Source organism: Streptomyces sp. NPDC089919, assembly GCF_040684615.1.
GTDB lineage: Bacteria > Actinomycetota > Actinomycetes > Streptomycetales > Streptomycetaceae > Streptomyces.
This window is the reverse complement of sequence record NZ_JBFBGK010000153.1, coordinates 1-14,397: the sequence shown is the minus strand read 5'-3', so window position 1 is coordinate 14,397 and position 14,397 is coordinate 1. Positions and strand designations below refer to the sequence as shown.

Below are 14,397 nucleotides of genomic sequence, written 5' to 3'. Positions count from 1 at the left end.
CCCAGCCACGCCAGGTCGTCCGACGCGTAGAGGGCGATCCCGTCCTCACGCGTCAGCCGCTCACCGGAGCGGACCTTCTCCTCCAGCTCGCGCTTCAGCCCAGCGTCCATGCGTCGCTCGTCTCCTCTATCCGTCCTGCAACCCGGTCACCCACCGTACTCTCAGTGCTCTTCCGGCAGATCGCCGACCCGGTTCTCCCACTTGGTCGAGAGCACGATGGTGGTGCGGGTGCGCGAGACGCCCTTGGTGCCGGAGAGCCGGCGGATGATCTTCTCCAGGCCGTCCACGTCGCTGGCCCGGACCTTGAGCATGTACGAGTCGTCGCCGGCGATGAACCAGCAGTCCTCGATCTCGGCCAGGTCCCGCAGCCGCCGCGCCACGTCCTCGTGGTCCGCCGCGTCCGAGAGGGAGATGCCGATCAGGGCGGTGACGCCCATGCCGAGCGAGGCGGCGTCCACCGTCGCGCGGTAGCCGGTGATCACGCCGGCCGTCTCGAGGCGGTTGATCCGGTCCGTGACGCTGGGGCCGGAGAGGCCCACCAGCCGGCCGAGCTCGGCGTACGAGGCACGGCCGTTCTCCCGGAGTGCCTGGATGAGCTGCCTGTCCACCGCGTCCATGTGTCTGGAGCCTTCCATTATTCAGCGATCCCGCAAGTTTAGGTGTAGAATCTAAGGTACACAGGGGCGACACCCTGTGAATCTTTCAGCAGATCAAAGACGATCTTTCAGGAGTGGTTCACCGTGTACACGATCGAGATGGCCTACGCTCACATGCGCGAACTGCAGGAGCTGGCCAACCGATCCCGCACCCACCAGCCCGCTGCCGCCCAGCGCGCCGACAAGGTCCGCGGCCGCGCCGCGACCGCCAAGAAGCGCTAGGCCCCACGAGAGCCACCCAGCTCTCCTTCCCAACGCCGGTACAGGCGGTGCGGCACCTCGGCGGCATCCAGTACCCGGCCCGCGACGAAATCCACCAGATCCTGGATGTGCGTCGCACCCGCGTAGAACGCCGGCGAGGCGGGCAGCACCACAGCTCCCGCCTCGTCCAGGGCGACCAGCTGCTTCAGCGTCTGCCCGCTCAGCGGGGTCTCCCGCACCGCGACCACCAGCCGGCGCCGCTCCTTGAGCGTCACGCTCGCCGCCCGCTGCAGCAGGTCCTTCGAGAGCCCCAGTGCCACTCCGGCGACGCACGCCGTCGAGGCCGGCACGATCAGCATCCCCTTGACCGGGTACGAGCCCGAGGACGGCCCCGCCGCCAGGTCCCCGGCCGACCAGTGCCGTACGTCGTCCAGGTCCAGCCCCGTGAAGGTGCCCGGCTTGCCGTCCGCGCCCCGGGCCAGCCACTGCCCCAGGTCCTCGCGCCAGTGCGCGTCGCGGAAGGCGATGCCCGTCTCGTCCAGAAGGGTGAGCCGGGACGCCCGGCTCACCACCAGGTCCACGCTCTCCCCCGCCGCCAGCAGCCCCCGCAGCACCGCCGCCGCGTACGGCGTCCCCGACGCCCCGGAGACCCCGACCACCCACGGGGTGCGCTTGCCGTCACTCATGATTCCGAGCCTAGAGCGTCAGGCCGCGGACCAGCAGGTCCGCGAGGGCGCACAGGAAGAGGGCGATCCCGATGAAGCCGTTCACCGTGAAGAAGGCGCGGTTCAGCCGCGAGAGGTCCTTCGGGGTGACGATCGAGTGCTCGTAGAGGAACGCCCCCGCGACCACCAGCAGGCCCAGCCAGAGCAGGACGCCGCCGTCGGTGGCCACCGCGTACCAGGCCAGCAGGGCCGTGGTGATCAGGTGGCAGCCGCGGGCTCCCCACAGCGCGCCCTCGACGCCGAAGCGGGCCGGCACCGACTTCACGCCCTCGGCGCGGTCCGAGTCCACGTCCTGGCAGGCGTAGATCAGGTCGAAGCCGCCGATCCAGAAGCCGATCGCCAGGCCCAGCAGCACCGCGTCCCAGGACCACTCGCCGGTGACCGCCAGCCAGGCGCCGACCGGACCCATGGCCTGCGCCAGGCCGAGGATCGCCTGCGGGAAGTTCGTGAACCGCTTGCCGTACGGGTAGACCACCATCGGCACCACGGCCACCGGCGCCAGCGCCAGGCAGAGCGGGTTCAGCAGCGCGGCCGCGCCGAGGAAGACCGCCAGCGCGATGCCCGCACCCGTCCAGGCCGAGCGCACCGAGACCGCGCCGGTGACCAGCTCGCGGTGGGCGGTGCGCGGATTGCGCGCGTCCAGCTCCCGGTCGATGATCCGGTTCGCGGCCATCGCGAAGGTCCGCAGGCCGACCATGCAGATCGTCACCAGCAGCAGCCGGGCCCAGTGCATCTGGCGGTCCAGCTCGAACATCGCGGTCAGTGCCGCGATGTAGGCGAAGGGCAGCGCGAAGACCGAGTGCTCGATCATCACCAGGCGGAGGAACGCTTTGGTGCGGCCCGGCTGCGCTCCGGGGACGGCGGCAGTGGTCACAGCCCGTATTCCTTCCAGCGGCGGTCCACCAGGGCGGCCGTGGCCGGGTCCGACTCGACCATGTCAGGCCAGCCGCCGTCCCGCACGTACCCCTCCTCGGGGAGCTTCTTCGTGGCGTCGATACCCGCCTTGCCGCCCCAGAACTGCTGGTAGGAGGCGTGGTCGAGGTGGTCGACGGGGCCCTCGACCACGGTCAGGTCGCGGGAGTAGTCGGTGTTGCCCAGCGCCCGCCAGGAGACCTCGTGCAGGTCGTGCACGTCGCAGTCGGCGTCCACCACGATGATCAGCTTGGTCAGCGACATCATGTGGGCACCCCAGATCGCGTGCATCACCTTCTGGGCGTGCTTGGGGTACTTCTTGTCGATCGAGACGATCGCGCAGTTGTGGAAGCCGCCCGACTCGGGCAGGTGGTAGTCCACGATGTCCGGCACGATGATCTTGAGCAGCGGCAGGAAGAACCGCTCGGTGGCCCGCCCCAGCGGCCCGTCCTCGGTCGGCGGCCGGCCGACCACGATCGACTGGATCAGCGGGCGCCTGCGCATCGTGATGCAGTCGATCGTCAGGGCCGGGAAGGGCTCCTGCGGCGTGTAGAAGCCGGTGTGGTCGCCGAAGGGCCCCTCCGGCAGCATCTCGCCCGGCTCCAGCCAGCCCTCGATGACGACCTCGGCCTGGGCCGGGACCTGGAGCGGCACGGTCTTGCAGTCGACCATCTCGATCCGCTTGCCCGCGACGAAGCCGGCGAACAGGTACTCGTCGATGTCCCCGGGCAGCGGCGCGGTCGAGGCGTAGGTGACGGCCGGCGGGCAGCCGAAGGCGATCGCCACCGGCAGCCGCTCGCCCTTCTTGGCGGCGACGGCGTAGTGGTTGCGGCTGTCCTTGTGGATCTGCCAGTGCATCCCGATGGTGCGCTTGTCGTGGCGCTGGAGGCGGTACAGGCCCAGGTTGCGGACCCCGGTCTCGGGGTGCTTGGTGTGGGTCAGGCCCAGGTTGAAGAAGGACCCGCCGTCCTTGGGCCAGGTGAAGAGCGCCGGCAGCCGGTCCAGGTCCACGTCCTCGCCGGTGAGCACGACCTCCTGGACGGGCGCCTGCTCGGCCTTCACCTTGCGCGGCGGCACGTGCACCATCGAGCCGAGCTTGCCGAAGGCCTCGCGGACCCCGATGAAGCCCTGCGGCAGCTCGGGCTTGAGCAGCCCGCCGATCTTCTCGCTGATCTCGCCGTACGACTTCAGGCCCAGGGCCTTCAGGAGCCGCCGGTCGGTGCCGAAGACGTTCATCGCCAGGGGCATGTCGGAGCCCTTGACGTTCTCGAAGAGGAGGGCCGGACCGCCGGCCTTGTTCACTCTGTCGACGATCTCCCCGACCTCCAGGTACGGGTCGACTTCGGCCTTGATGCGCTTGAGGTCGCCCTCCCGCTCCAGAGCCCGGAGCAGCGAGCGGAGATCGTCGTAAGCCATGCAGGCCAGTATCCGCCACGCACTACCCTGGAACGGTCACCGGGGCCCGTCAGGGCCTGCCACCGTCCTTGGGGGTCGGACTCTCACCGTGCTGCGCTATCTGCCGTTCCTGCTGGTCCTGGGTCTGACGATCTACACCTTCATCGACTGCCTCAACACCCCGGAGAACGAGGTCAAGCACCTGCCCAAGGTCGTCTGGGTGATCATCATCCTGCTGTTCTCGATCGTCGGGCCCGTGGTGTGGCTGGTGGCGGGGCGGAAGCGGGAGGCCCGGGGCGGGTACGGCACGGCCGGCGGCGGCCGGGGCGGCTGGGTGGCGCCGGACGACAACCCCGACTTCCTCAAGTCCCTCGACGAGGAGACCAGGCGCCGCGGCGAGCCGGAGGCGGACGGCGCCTGAGCGCCCCGCACCGCCGCACGCACGCATACAGAAACGGAACGGGCCCCCGCGTGGCGGGGGCCCGTTCCGTGTCCGTGCGGCGCGTCTACAGACCGGCGTACGAGTGCTTGCCGTTCAGCAGGATGTTCACGCCGTAGTAGTTCCAGATCCAGCAGGCGAAGGCGAACAGCGCCAGGTAGGCGGCCTTGCGGCCCTTCCAGCCGGCGGTCGCGCGGGCGTGCAGGTAGCAGGCGTACGCGACCCAGGTGACGAAGGACCAGACCTCCTTGGGGTCCCAGCCCCAGTAGCGGCCCCAGGCGTCGCCGGCCCAGATGGCGCCCGCGATGATCGTGAAGGTCCACAGCGGGAAGACCGCCGCGTTGATCCGGTACGAGAACTTGTCCAGGGAGCCGGCGGCGGGCACCCGCTCCAGCACCGAGGTGGCGAACCGGCCCGGCTGCTCGCCGCGCTCCAGCTTCGCCTCGTAGGCGTCGCGGAAGAGGTAGAGCAGGGTGCCGGCGGCGCCGATGTAGAAGACCGCACCGCAGATGATCGCGGTGGAGACGTGGATGTACAGCCAGTACGAGTGCAGCGCCGGGACCAGCTGGTCGCTGTCGGTGTAGAGCCAGGTGGTGGCGATGCCCAGGTCCAGCAGGACGGTGGTGACCAGCAGCAGGCCCATCCAGCGGACGTTCTTCTTCAGGGCCAGCAGCACCAGGTACGCGCCGACCGCCACCGTGGAGAAGGTGATGGAGAACTCGTACATGTTGCCCCAGGGGGCCCGCTGCACGGACAGGGCGCGGGCGAGCACGCCGGCCGCCTCGACCAGGAAGCCGAGGGTGGTCAGCGAGACCGCGATCCGGCCGTAGAGGTCGCCCTGGGCGTCGCCGCCGGCCGCGCCGGGGCCGTCGGGCACGTCACGGCTGCCGGCCGCGGCGCGGGTGACGACCTTCGGCTTGTCGAGGACCGCCGTGCCGCCCTGGGAGCGGACCGTGACGGCCGGGGCCGGGGCGCTCGCGGCGGCCTTGCCGGCCAGCGCGGCGGCGGTGCGGCCGACCTTGCTGCGGCTGCCGAAGACCCACTCGGCGATGTGCGCGAAGAAGGCGAGCGTGTAGACCGCCATGGACGAATAGATCAGCACGTTGCTGATGTGCGCCAGGTTCTCGTTGGCGGCCAGTGCGAGCTGCATTATGCGCGCTCTCCTTCGGCGACGGGATCGGTGTCGGCTTCGGCGGCGGTACCGGTGTCAGTATCGGGGGCCGCGCCGGCGCCGGCGGGCCGGGGCGCGGTCGGCGCCTCGGCGTTCAGGGTGAGGGCCAGGTCGGCCAGTTCCTCGGGGAGCTTGGCGGACTCGCTGCGGCCCAGGCCGGCCATCTCGACGAGGGTGGTGCCGTCGGGGCCGGGCACGGCCCGGACCCAGACGCGGCGGCGCTGGATGAACAGCGAGCCGGCCAGGCCGAGGATGGCGGCGACGGCGCCCAGGAGGGCGGGGCCGCTGCCGGGCTGGTGGGTGACCGAGAAGGTGGCCCAGGTGCTGATGCCCTCGAACTTCACGGTGCCCGCGCCGTTGGGCAGGGTCATCGACTCGCCGGGCAGCATCCGGACCGCGAACGGCTTGCCGTCCTTGTCCTTGTACTGCTTCATCTTGGTCGTGTCGAGCTGGTAGACGTTCTGCGGCAGGCCCGCGTCCACGCCGAGGCTGCCGTGGTAGCCGGTGAGCGCGAGGGCCGGGAAGTCCAGGCCCGGGTACTGCGAGAACATCGTGCCCCGGCCGGCGCCCGCGAAGGTGGGGACGAAGACGCCGGAGAAGCCCAGCTGCTCCTTCTTGCCGTCCTTGTCGCGGTAGCCGTCGATGACCTTGACGGCTCCGGTGGAGGTGAGGTTCGAGTCCTGCGGCAGCATCGGCACCGCGTCCTTGAAGACCACCTTGCCGCGGGCGTCGGTCACCGAGATGACCGGGGCGTAGCCGTGGCCGAGCAGGTAGATCTTCGAGCCGTCGATCTCCAGGGGTTCGTTGACCTGGATCTCGGCCTTGGCCGGGGCGCCGTCGGCGCCCTTGCTGTAGGTGACGAAGGCCCGGAACTCGCGGGCGGTGCCCTTCTGGGGGCCGGTGCGCTCGTACGTGGCGTCGAAGCGGTCCAGCGTGAAGCTGAAGGGCGGCAGGTCGTCGGAGGAGAAGAGGCTGCCGGACTTGAAGTCGTCGTACTGCGTGAGGGTGTTCGCGAAGCCGCCGCCCTGGAGGATCAGCTTGCCGCCCTCGGAGAAGAACAGCCGGCCCCAGGCGAAGGCCACCAGCATGATGATCAGCGCGACGTGGAAGGCCAGGTTGCCGGCCTCGCGGAGGTAGCCCTTCTCGGCGCTGACGGCGGTACCGGCGGTGGCGGTGCGGAAGCGGCGCTTCTTGAGGATCCGGCCGGCGGCGTCCAGCACCTCCTCGGGGGAGGAGTCGGTGTGCCAGGTGGTGAAGGCCGGCATCCGGTCGAGGTTGCGGGGGGCGCCCGGCGGGCGGCTGCGCAGCTGGCCGACGAACTGCCAGGTGCGGGGCACGATGCAGCCGATGAGGGAGACGAACAGCAGGATGTAGATCGCGGAGAACCACACCGAGCTGTAGACGTCGAAGAGCTGGAGCTTCTCGTAGACCGGGGTGAGCTTGGGGTGGTCGGCCTTCCAGATGGAGACCTTGAGGAGGTCCACGCTGTTCTGCGGGAGCAGGGAGCCGGGGATGGCGCCGAGCGAGAGCAGCAGCAGGAGGATCAGCGCGACCCGCATCGAGGTGAGCTGCCGCCAGAACCACCGGACCCAGCCGAGGACGCCGATGCCGACCGGGCCGGGGGCGTCGTCGAGGGGGGCGGTGGAGAGCTGGGCGCCGGCGGCGGCCTCGGTGCTCTCCGCGCTCTGGTCAGGGGCGGCGGTGCCGGTCCCGGGGGCCGGGTCCGTGGTCGTCTTGTCCACGGGTCACTTCTCCGCGAGGACGGGCTCGATCATCTTGCGCAGCTTGCTCTCGTTGACGGCGAGGAGCGAGCGGGCCGCGATCTTGCCGTCCTTGTCGAGGACGAGCGTGGAGGGGATCGACTGGGGGTTGAGGGTGCCCTTGGGGAAGCGCAGCATCAGCCGGCCGTTGGGGTCGTACAGGCTCGGGTAGGTGATGCCGAAGTTCTCCTCGAACTCCTTGGCCGGCTGCTTGGAGAAGTCGCGGGTGTTGATCCCGACGAACTCCACGCCCTTGGACTTGAGCTCGCCGGCGACCTTCGCGAAGTGCGGGGCCTCGGCCCGGCAGGGCGGGCACCAGGAGCCCCAGACGTTGAGGACGACCACCTTGCCCTTGAGGGCGGAGACGTCGACCTTGCTGCCGTCGACCGTGTCGCCGTCGAGCTTGGGCGCCGCGTCGCGGTCCGCCTTGGCGACGGTGGTCACGCCACCGGAGCCCTGGACGTAGTTGGTCCCGGATCCGGAGGACTTGCTGCCGCCGTCCGCACCGCCGCAGGCCGTGAGGGTCAGGGCGGCTGTGACGGTCACCGCGGTCAGCAGGAGGGCGCGGCCACTGGGAGAGCGGCGGCGGGGGGCGCGGCTAAGGCTCATGTGAAAAGTTTCGCATGGGCGAATCGGGGATCTTCCGCGCCCCCCGCGGGCCGCTTTAAGCGCTGGTGAGGAAGGTGTTCCAGCCTCCGGCGGGCGCCTGACCGGGGGTGAGACCGCGCAGTTTGGCGAGGATCTTGGGGTCCTGGACGTCCAGCCAGTCGGTGAACTGCCGGAAGGACACGAGCCTTACGTCCTTTTTGTCCGACATGGACTTCAGGGCTTCCTCGACGGCGTCCATGTAGATGCCGCCGTTCCACTGCTCGAAGTGGTTGCCGATGAACAGCGGTGCGCGGTTGGTCTCGTACGCGCGCCGGAAGCCGTTGAGGTAGGCGCCGGTGGCCTGCTTGCGCCAGCCCGGGTAGTTGGACGGGACGCCGCGGGTGGTGTTCCCCGACTGGTTGGCCAGGATGTTGTAGTCCATGGACAGCACCTCGAAGGAGTGTCCGGGGAAGGGCATCGCCTGGAGCGGCAGGTCCCACACGCCCTGCTTCTTCTCCGGCCAGGTCTGCGTGCCGCCGGGCGAGGAGGCGTCGTAGCGCCAGCCGAGCTTCTGCGCGGTGGGCAGCAGGTTGTCCTGGCCCAGCAGGCACGGCGTCCGGGCGCCCACCAGCTCCTTCTTGTAGTCGAAGGGCAGCGGCTCGAGGTCGGTGAAGCCGGTGTTGGTCCGCCAGTTCGTGACGAAGGACACGGCCTGGTCTATCTCGTCCTGCCAGTCGGCCGGCGACCAGCGGCCCACCGAGCCGGAACCGCCGCAGAAGTGGCCGTTGAAGTGGGTGCCTATCTCGTGGCCGTCGAGCCAGGCGCGCCGCACGTTCTTGATGGTCTCGCGGACGTGGTCGTCGGTGAGGTAGCCGATGTCCGAGGCGCCCACCGGGTTGTTCGGCGGCTTGTACAGGCTCTTCTTCGACTCGGGCAGCAGGTAGAGGCCGGAGAGGAAGAAGGTCATGGCCGCGCCGTGGTCCTTGGCGACCTTGAGGAAGCGGGGGAAGAGGCCGTTGCCCACCTCGCCGGCGCCGTCCCAGCTGAAGACCACGAACTGCGGCGGGGTCTCGCCGGGCTGGAGGGGTACGGGCTTCTTGGGCTGGTTCGGCTGCGGACCGGTGTCCGAAGTCGAACCGTCGCCTATGAGCTTGGCGGCCGGCGGGGCCGGCTTACCTGACTTGCCCAGGCCTTCCTTTATCGGGCCGAGGGCGCCGGTACCGGCCTTGTTGCCGGCGCTGCAGCCGGCCATGCCGGCCGCCGCTGCCGCCCCAAGTCCGAGCCCCAGCGCTCCCCGTCGGCTGAAATCGCGCATGTCACCGTCCGTCCCCGTCGTTCCCCGAGCCCTACTCCGTCCATATAAACGGACAAAAAGCTAGAGGGTCGAACCTGACACGGTGGTTCCCGCCACACCCGGTATTTATTTAGGCAAAGCCGAAATCAAGCCACGCCGGCCGGTCCGGGTGGGACCGGCCGGCGGGTGGTTACGCGCCGAAGGCCTTGGACTTGCCCTTCACCGGCTTCGCGCCTGCGAGCAGGTGCGCGGGCACCAGGTCCCGGGCCGGCTCGCTGTACCCGACCGACACGATCTTGTCGCCCTGGTACGTGAAGGACGTCAGCGAGGCCAGCGTGCACTGGCGGCGCCGCGGGTCGTGCCACAGCCGCCGCTTCTCCGCGAAGCTCCGCACGATCCAGATCGGCAGCTGGTGGCTCACGCAGACCGCCTCGTGCCCGCGCGCCGCGTCCCGGGCCGCGTCCAGCGCCCCCATCATCCGCACGACCTGCTCGATGTACGGCTCGCCCCAGGACGGCTTGAACGGGTTGGTCAGGTGCTTCCAGTTCTCCGGCCGCCGCAGCGCGCCGTCGCCGACCCCGAAGGTCTTGCCCTCGAAGACGTTGCCCGCCTCGATCAGCCGCGCGTCGGTGGCCAGGTCCAGGCCGTGGCTCTTGGCGATCGGGGTGGCCGTCTCCTGCGCCCGCTCCAGCGGGGAGGAGACCACGTGCGTGATGTCGCGCCCCTCCAGGGACTCCGCCACCCGGTCCGCCATCTGCCGGCCCAGCTCGGAGAGGTGGTAGCCGGGGCGGCGGCCGTAGAGCACGCCGTCCGGGTTGTGCACCTCGCCGTGCCGCATCAGGTGGACGACGGTGATCTCCTGGCCGGTCATGCGGCTACCTCCGGGGTGGCTTCGGCGGCCGCGCGCGCCGCGGCCGGCAGCGCCGCCGCGATCCGCTCGAGCGCCCGCGCGTCGTGGGCGGTGGAGACGAACCAGGACTCGAAGGCCGACGGCGGCAGGTAGACGCCCTGCGCCAGCATCGAGTGGAAGAACGCGGTGAAGCGGAAGGACTCCTGCTTCTTCGCGTCGTCGTAGTTGCGGACCTCGTCCGGCGTGAAGAACACCGAGAACATGTTGGAGGCGGTCTGCAGCCGGTGCGCCACGCCCTCCTTGGCCAGCGCGCCGGTCACCAGCCCCTGGATCTCTGCGGAGACCGCGTCGACCGTGGTGTACGCCGCCTCGTCGAGCAGCCGCAGCTGCGCCAGGCCCGCGGCGGTGGCCACCGGGTTACCGGAGAGCGTGCCCGCCTGGTAGACCGGGCCGGCCGGGGCCAGGTACGCCATGACGTCCGCGCGCCCGCCGAAGGCCGCGGCCGGGAAGCCGCCGCCCATGACCTTGCCGAAGGTCATCAGGTCCGGGCGCACGCCGTCGACCCCGTACCAACCCGCGCGGCTGGTACGGAATCCGGTCATCACCTCGTCGGAGACGTACAGCGCGCCGTTCTCCCGGCAGAGGTCGGCCAGGCCCTGGTTGAAGCCCTCGCCCGGGGTGACCACGCCCATGTTGCCGGGCGCCGCCTCCGTGATCACACAGGCGATCTCGCCCGGGTGCGCGGCGAAGGCCGCCCGGACCGCGTCCAGGTCGTTGTACGGCAGCACGATCGTGTCGCCGGCCTGCGCGCCGGTCACGCCGGGGGTGTCCGGCAGCGCGAAGGTGGCCAGGCCCGAGCCGGCCGCGGCCAGCAGGGCGTCCACGTGGCCGTGGTAGCAGCCGGCGAACTTCACGACCTTGGCGCGGCCGGTGAAACCCCTGGCCAGGCGGATCGCGGACATGGTCGCCTCGGTCCCGGAGGAGACCAGGCGGACCTGCTCCACCGGCGCGATGCGGGCCACGATCTCCTCGGCCAGCGCGACCTCGCCCTCACCGGGCGTACCGAAGGAGGTACCGCGGGACACGGCCTCCTGCACGGCCGCGATCACCTCGGGGTGGGCGTGGCCGACGATCGCCGGCCCCCACGAGCACACAAGATCGACATACTCGCGCCCGTCGGCGTCGGTCAGGTACGGACCGGTACCGGACACCATGAACCGGGGCGTACCGCCCACGGCCTTGAAGGCGCGGACCGGAGAGTTCACGCCGCCGGGGGTCACGACTGCCGCCCGGTCGAAAAGAGTCTGCGAAACTGGGGCCTGGTATGGGTAGCTCACACCAGCCATGGTGTCAGAGCCCCGGACCGTCTCGCGGACAGGTGTGGACCGGTGTGGTCGCATCGTGTTTCACCCTCGTGCCGTGGGGGAGGTCACTGCCATGATGATCAGGCTGCCTGGCGGGGTGCGGGTGGCCGGTAGAGCGGTCGGGTGGAGATATGCAACGCGGTGGTGGACCGGGCGAGGGCACCGACGGCCTGGATCCGCAGCGCGCCCGTGAAGCCCGCGAGGCCCGCCGCCGCGGCAAGCACCGGCGCCGCGCGGAACCGGCCGAGCCGCCGGTGGCGGGCCGGCCCGAGGAGACCGAGGCCGACCCGGACGCCACGATCGGGGGCCGCGGCATGGGCGTGACGTACAAGTACTTCGGCGCGCCCGACGGCGCCACCGCCGCGCGGGTCCCCCAGACCATGCGGCCCGAGGAGCTGGGCGGCGACGAGCTCGGCATGGGCGGCATGTTCACCAAGATCAAGCCGGAGACGGTGGCCGCCATGGTCCTCACCGGCATCGAGGGCATACCCCTGCACAAGGTCCCGCCGCTGGAGCTGGTCGTCCTGCACCCGGACTACGCCGTGGTCAAGCTCCCCATGACGGTGGTCGACCCGCTGCGGGGCATCGGCGAGGAGTCCGTCGGCGCGGCGGCCTTCATCTGGTCCACCGTCCCCGACCGCGGCGGCCCCCGCGACGCCTTCAACGTCTACCAGCTGCTCCACGAGTGGCAGCAGTTCAGCGAGCGCCTGCACGAGAACGGCCACCAGCCGTACTGCCTGGTCTGGCCCTGAGCCCCACCCCACCCGCCGGGATCCCGGCCTCACCCGCAGCCCCGCCCGCACGGACGGGTGGCGTGGTACGACTGCTGGCATGAAGGACAAGCCCGTCGAGACCACCCGCCGGCCCGCCGGGCGCGCCGGGTACCACCACGGCTCGCTGCCCGGGGCCCTCGTCGCGACGGCGCTCGAGCTGCTGGACGAGCAGGGCCCGGACCGGGTCACCGTCCGGGAGGTGGCCCGCCGGGCCGGGGTCTCCCCCGCCGCGCCCTTCCGGCACTTCGCCGACCGGGCGGCCCTGCTGACGGCGGTGGCCGACCGGGTGCTCGCCGACTACGAGCAGTGGCTGGCGGCCGCCGTCGCCACCGGACGGGGCCCCCGCATGCGGGACTTCGGCCTCGGCTTCCTGCGGTACGCCCTCGCCCACCCGCACCGCTTCGCGCTGATCCGCCCCCGGGTCTTCGGCCCCACCCCCGACGCGGCGCTGCGGCCCAGGCTCGCCGGCATCGAGACCACCCTGACCGAACTGATCCGCGCCGACCAGCAGGCCGGCGTCCTGCGGCCCGGCGACCCGGAGCTGGTCGGCCTGGCCGGTCAGGCGCTGGTGTACGGGCTGACGCAGATGTTCGTGGACGGCCACCTGCCGGCCGAGGGCGCCGAGCAGTTGGCCGAACAGGTCCTGACCACCTTCGGGCTGGGCATCGTGGGCCCGGGCGCGACCGGCCCGGGCAGCGGCTGCCCGGCCGGGGACTGAGGCGGCGCCGGGCCCGGCGGCGCGCGGACGTCCTCGGGCGCGGGGCCCGCGAGGGTCGGCGCCACTCGCCCGTCCACCGGCGCCCGCGCGGCCGGCGCCACTCACCCGTCCACCGGCGCGCCGCGCGGCCGGCGCCGCCCGCTCGTCCAGCGGCCCGCGGCCCGCCCTCCGGCGCCCCCAACTCCCCGCCCTGCGCGAACCCTTGACCGCCCTCCCGACCCCTGATGTAATCACCGATCACATCAGCCGTGGAGGCCCGCATGCCCTTGCCCCGCATCCCGCGTCACCCCGAGCCCTCGGCCACCGGCGCGGTGACCATCGCCGCGTCCGCCGAGGCGGCGTACGGGATCATCAGCGACCCGCCGGTCATGACCGGGCTCGCCGAGGAGGCCCACGGGGCGCGCTGGCTCGGCAGCGCCGGCGCGGCCGCCGTGGGCGCGCGCTTCGTCGGCCACAACCGCCGCGGCCGGCTGCGCCGCTGGTCCACCGTCTGCACGGTCACCGACGCCGAACCGGGCCGCCGGTTCGCCTTCGAGGTCACCGCCACACCGCTGCGGATCCCCATCTCCCGCTGGGAGTACACGATCGAGCCCGCGGCCGGCGGCGGCCCGGGCTGCCGGGTCACCGAGACCAGCTACCTGCGCGCCCCGGTGTGGTTCCTGCCGGTCGCGATCGCGGTCACCGGCGTCCTGAACCGCCCGGACGCCAACACCACCAACATCGCCCGCACCCTCGACCGCCTCAAGGCCCGCCTGGAGTCGGCCCCTTCACCGGCCGCCGCGGCCGACTGACCCCGGGGCGACCCGCCCCCGCCGCCCGCCGGCGCACCGCCCGTACGTCCCTGTCCGTACGACCGAGGAGTCCGTCAGCGTGTTCGCCAAACCCACCCCCGGCTACACCACCGCCGCCGCCGAAGGCGATGTGGTGGTCCTCCTCATCGGCATGCGGATCAACAGCTTCTGGGCCGTCCACCACTGGCTGCCGGTGGCCGTCGGCATGCCCCGGATGCTGCGCGAGCTGGACCGGCAGCCCGTCCGGGGCCTGCTCGGCAAGGTCCTGCTGACCGCCAACCCCCGCACGTACTACGTCGTCCAGTACTGGGAGTCGAAGGAGAAGCTGTACGCCTACGCCGCCGCGCCCGAGGCGCTGCACCACAAGGCGTGGGCGGCGATGAACCGCAAGGTGCGGTCCGGCCGGCTCAAGCAGCACGTCGGGCTGTGGCACGAGACGTACGTCGTGCCCGAAGGGTCCTACGAGTCCATCTACTTCGACATGCCGCCCTTCGGGCTGGCCGGGGCGACCGGGGTGCTGCCGCTGGAGCAGCGCGGGCGGCGGGCCGCGGACCGCTTCACGCACCGCTCCGCGGCCGAGGAGCCCGCATAGGGCCGCCCCACACTCCTCCTCCCCCGGCCTGACCGGCCTCGGGGCGAAGCCCCGCCGTCCCCTTACCAGCCCCGCCGGCGATTGAGGCGACCGTCGCGCAGCGGCGGTGCGGGGGATCCGGGGGCGGAGCCCACCGGTTTCGGGAAGGGGCGGGGTGGGGTCTGGCTC

16 protein-coding genes are annotated in these 14,397 nt (G+C 71.5%); 6 read left to right on the top strand and 10 right to left on the bottom strand.

Translation table 11 applies throughout. The features are described 5' to 3' along the window. Positions 1-161: 161 nt before the first annotated feature. Positions 162-617, bottom strand: coding sequence for an Lrp/AsnC family transcriptional regulator (locus tag AB0O40_RS35425; protein WP_365049948.1), 456 nt, complete (start codon positions 615-617; stop codon positions 162-164). Between the two features lie 123 nt (positions 618-740). Here AB0O40_RS35425 and AB0O40_RS35420 point away from each other — a divergent pair, with 123 nt between their 5' ends. Then, a complete protein-coding gene (locus AB0O40_RS35420) occupies positions 741-878 on the top strand; it encodes a hypothetical protein (protein WP_365049946.1) in 138 nt (45 codons plus the stop codon). Here the strand turns inward: AB0O40_RS35420 and AB0O40_RS35415 are convergent. Genes AB0O40_RS35415 through AB0O40_RS35405 form a run of 3 tightly spaced genes read right to left on the bottom strand, consistent with a single transcriptional unit; the run spans position 875 to position 3,910 of the window. Beyond that, positions 875-1,543 carry a UbiX family flavin prenyltransferase gene (locus AB0O40_RS35415; protein WP_365049944.1) on the bottom strand — a complete coding sequence of 223 codons (669 nt, stop codon included), beginning with the start codon at positions 1,541-1,543 and terminating at the stop codon, positions 875-877. The two genes, AB0O40_RS35420 and AB0O40_RS35415, sit on opposite strands and share 4 nt — an antisense overlap. A gap of 10 nt (positions 1,544-1,553) precedes the next feature. Then, on the bottom strand, positions 1,554-2,456 hold the full coding sequence (gene mqnP, locus AB0O40_RS35410; protein ID WP_365049942.1) for a menaquinone biosynthesis prenyltransferase MqnP: 903 nt from the start codon (positions 2,454-2,456) through the stop codon (positions 1,554-1,556). Then, the gene (locus AB0O40_RS35405; protein ID WP_365049940.1) at positions 2,453-3,910 is read right to left on the bottom strand and encodes a menaquinone biosynthesis decarboxylase; all 1,458 of its coding nucleotides are present in this window, start codon (positions 3,908-3,910) and stop codon (positions 2,453-2,455) included. The genes mqnP and AB0O40_RS35405 overlap by 4 nt, the downstream gene beginning before the upstream one ends. A gap of 88 nt (positions 3,911-3,998) precedes the next feature. Here AB0O40_RS35405 and AB0O40_RS35400 point away from each other — a divergent pair, with 88 nt between their 5' ends. Then, positions 3,999-4,310, top strand: a complete 312-nt coding sequence (locus tag AB0O40_RS35400; RefSeq protein ID WP_365049938.1) for a PLD nuclease N-terminal domain-containing protein — start codon at positions 3,999-4,001, stop codon at positions 4,308-4,310. A gap of 85 nt (positions 4,311-4,395) precedes the next feature. On the opposite strand, the gene ccsB is transcribed toward AB0O40_RS35400, so the two are convergent. From ccsB to hemL, 6 genes are all read right to left on the bottom strand, one after another. Beyond that, positions 4,396-5,478: a c-type cytochrome biogenesis protein CcsB gene (gene ccsB, locus AB0O40_RS35395; RefSeq protein WP_365049936.1), complete on the bottom strand. Its 1,083-nt coding sequence runs from the start codon at positions 5,476-5,478 to the stop codon at positions 4,396-4,398. Further along, complete coding sequence (locus AB0O40_RS35390) at positions 5,478-7,241, bottom strand: cytochrome c biogenesis protein ResB (protein WP_365049934.1); 1,764 nt, start codon at positions 7,239-7,241, stop codon at positions 5,478-5,480. The genes ccsB and AB0O40_RS35390 overlap by 1 nt, the downstream gene beginning before the upstream one ends. A gap of 3 nt (positions 7,242-7,244) precedes the next feature. Continuing rightward, positions 7,245-7,868: a TlpA disulfide reductase family protein gene (locus AB0O40_RS35385; RefSeq protein WP_365049932.1), complete on the bottom strand. Its 624-nt coding sequence runs from the start codon at positions 7,866-7,868 to the stop codon at positions 7,245-7,247. A 55-nt stretch (positions 7,869-7,923) separates the two neighbouring features. After that, positions 7,924-9,162 carry a hypothetical protein gene (locus tag AB0O40_RS35380; protein ID WP_365049930.1) on the bottom strand — a complete coding sequence of 413 codons (1,239 nt, stop codon included), beginning with the start codon at positions 9,160-9,162 and terminating at the stop codon, positions 7,924-7,926. Between the two features lie 169 nt (positions 9,163-9,331). Beyond that, complete coding sequence (locus AB0O40_RS35375) at positions 9,332-10,012, bottom strand: histidine phosphatase family protein (RefSeq protein WP_365049928.1); 681 nt, start codon at positions 10,010-10,012, stop codon at positions 9,332-9,334. Then, on the bottom strand, positions 10,009-11,337 hold the full coding sequence (hemL, locus tag AB0O40_RS35370; RefSeq protein WP_365049926.1) for a glutamate-1-semialdehyde 2,1-aminomutase: 1,329 nt from the start codon (positions 11,335-11,337) through the stop codon (positions 10,009-10,011). The genes AB0O40_RS35375 and hemL overlap by 4 nt, the downstream gene beginning before the upstream one ends. A 149-nt stretch (positions 11,338-11,486) precedes the next feature. Between hemL and AB0O40_RS35365 the strand changes: the two genes are divergently transcribed. From AB0O40_RS35365 to AB0O40_RS35350, 4 genes are all read left to right on the top strand, one after another. Further along, the gene (locus tag AB0O40_RS35365; protein WP_365049924.1) at positions 11,487-12,107 is read left to right on the top strand and encodes a hypothetical protein; all 621 of its coding nucleotides are present in this window, start codon (positions 11,487-11,489) and stop codon (positions 12,105-12,107) included. A gap of 79 nt (positions 12,108-12,186) precedes the next feature. After that, complete coding sequence (locus AB0O40_RS35360; RefSeq protein ID WP_365049922.1) at positions 12,187-12,846, top strand: TetR/AcrR family transcriptional regulator; 660 nt, start codon at positions 12,187-12,189, stop codon at positions 12,844-12,846. Between the two features lie 260 nt (positions 12,847-13,106). Further along, positions 13,107-13,637: an SRPBCC family protein gene (locus AB0O40_RS35355; protein WP_365049920.1), complete on the top strand. Its 531-nt coding sequence runs from the start codon at positions 13,107-13,109 to the stop codon at positions 13,635-13,637. A gap of 79 nt (positions 13,638-13,716) precedes the next feature. Next, positions 13,717-14,229, top strand: coding sequence for a DUF4188 domain-containing protein (locus AB0O40_RS35350; RefSeq protein ID WP_365049918.1), 513 nt, complete (start codon positions 13,717-13,719; stop codon positions 14,227-14,229). The last annotated feature ends 168 nt before the right edge of the window (positions 14,230-14,397 follow it).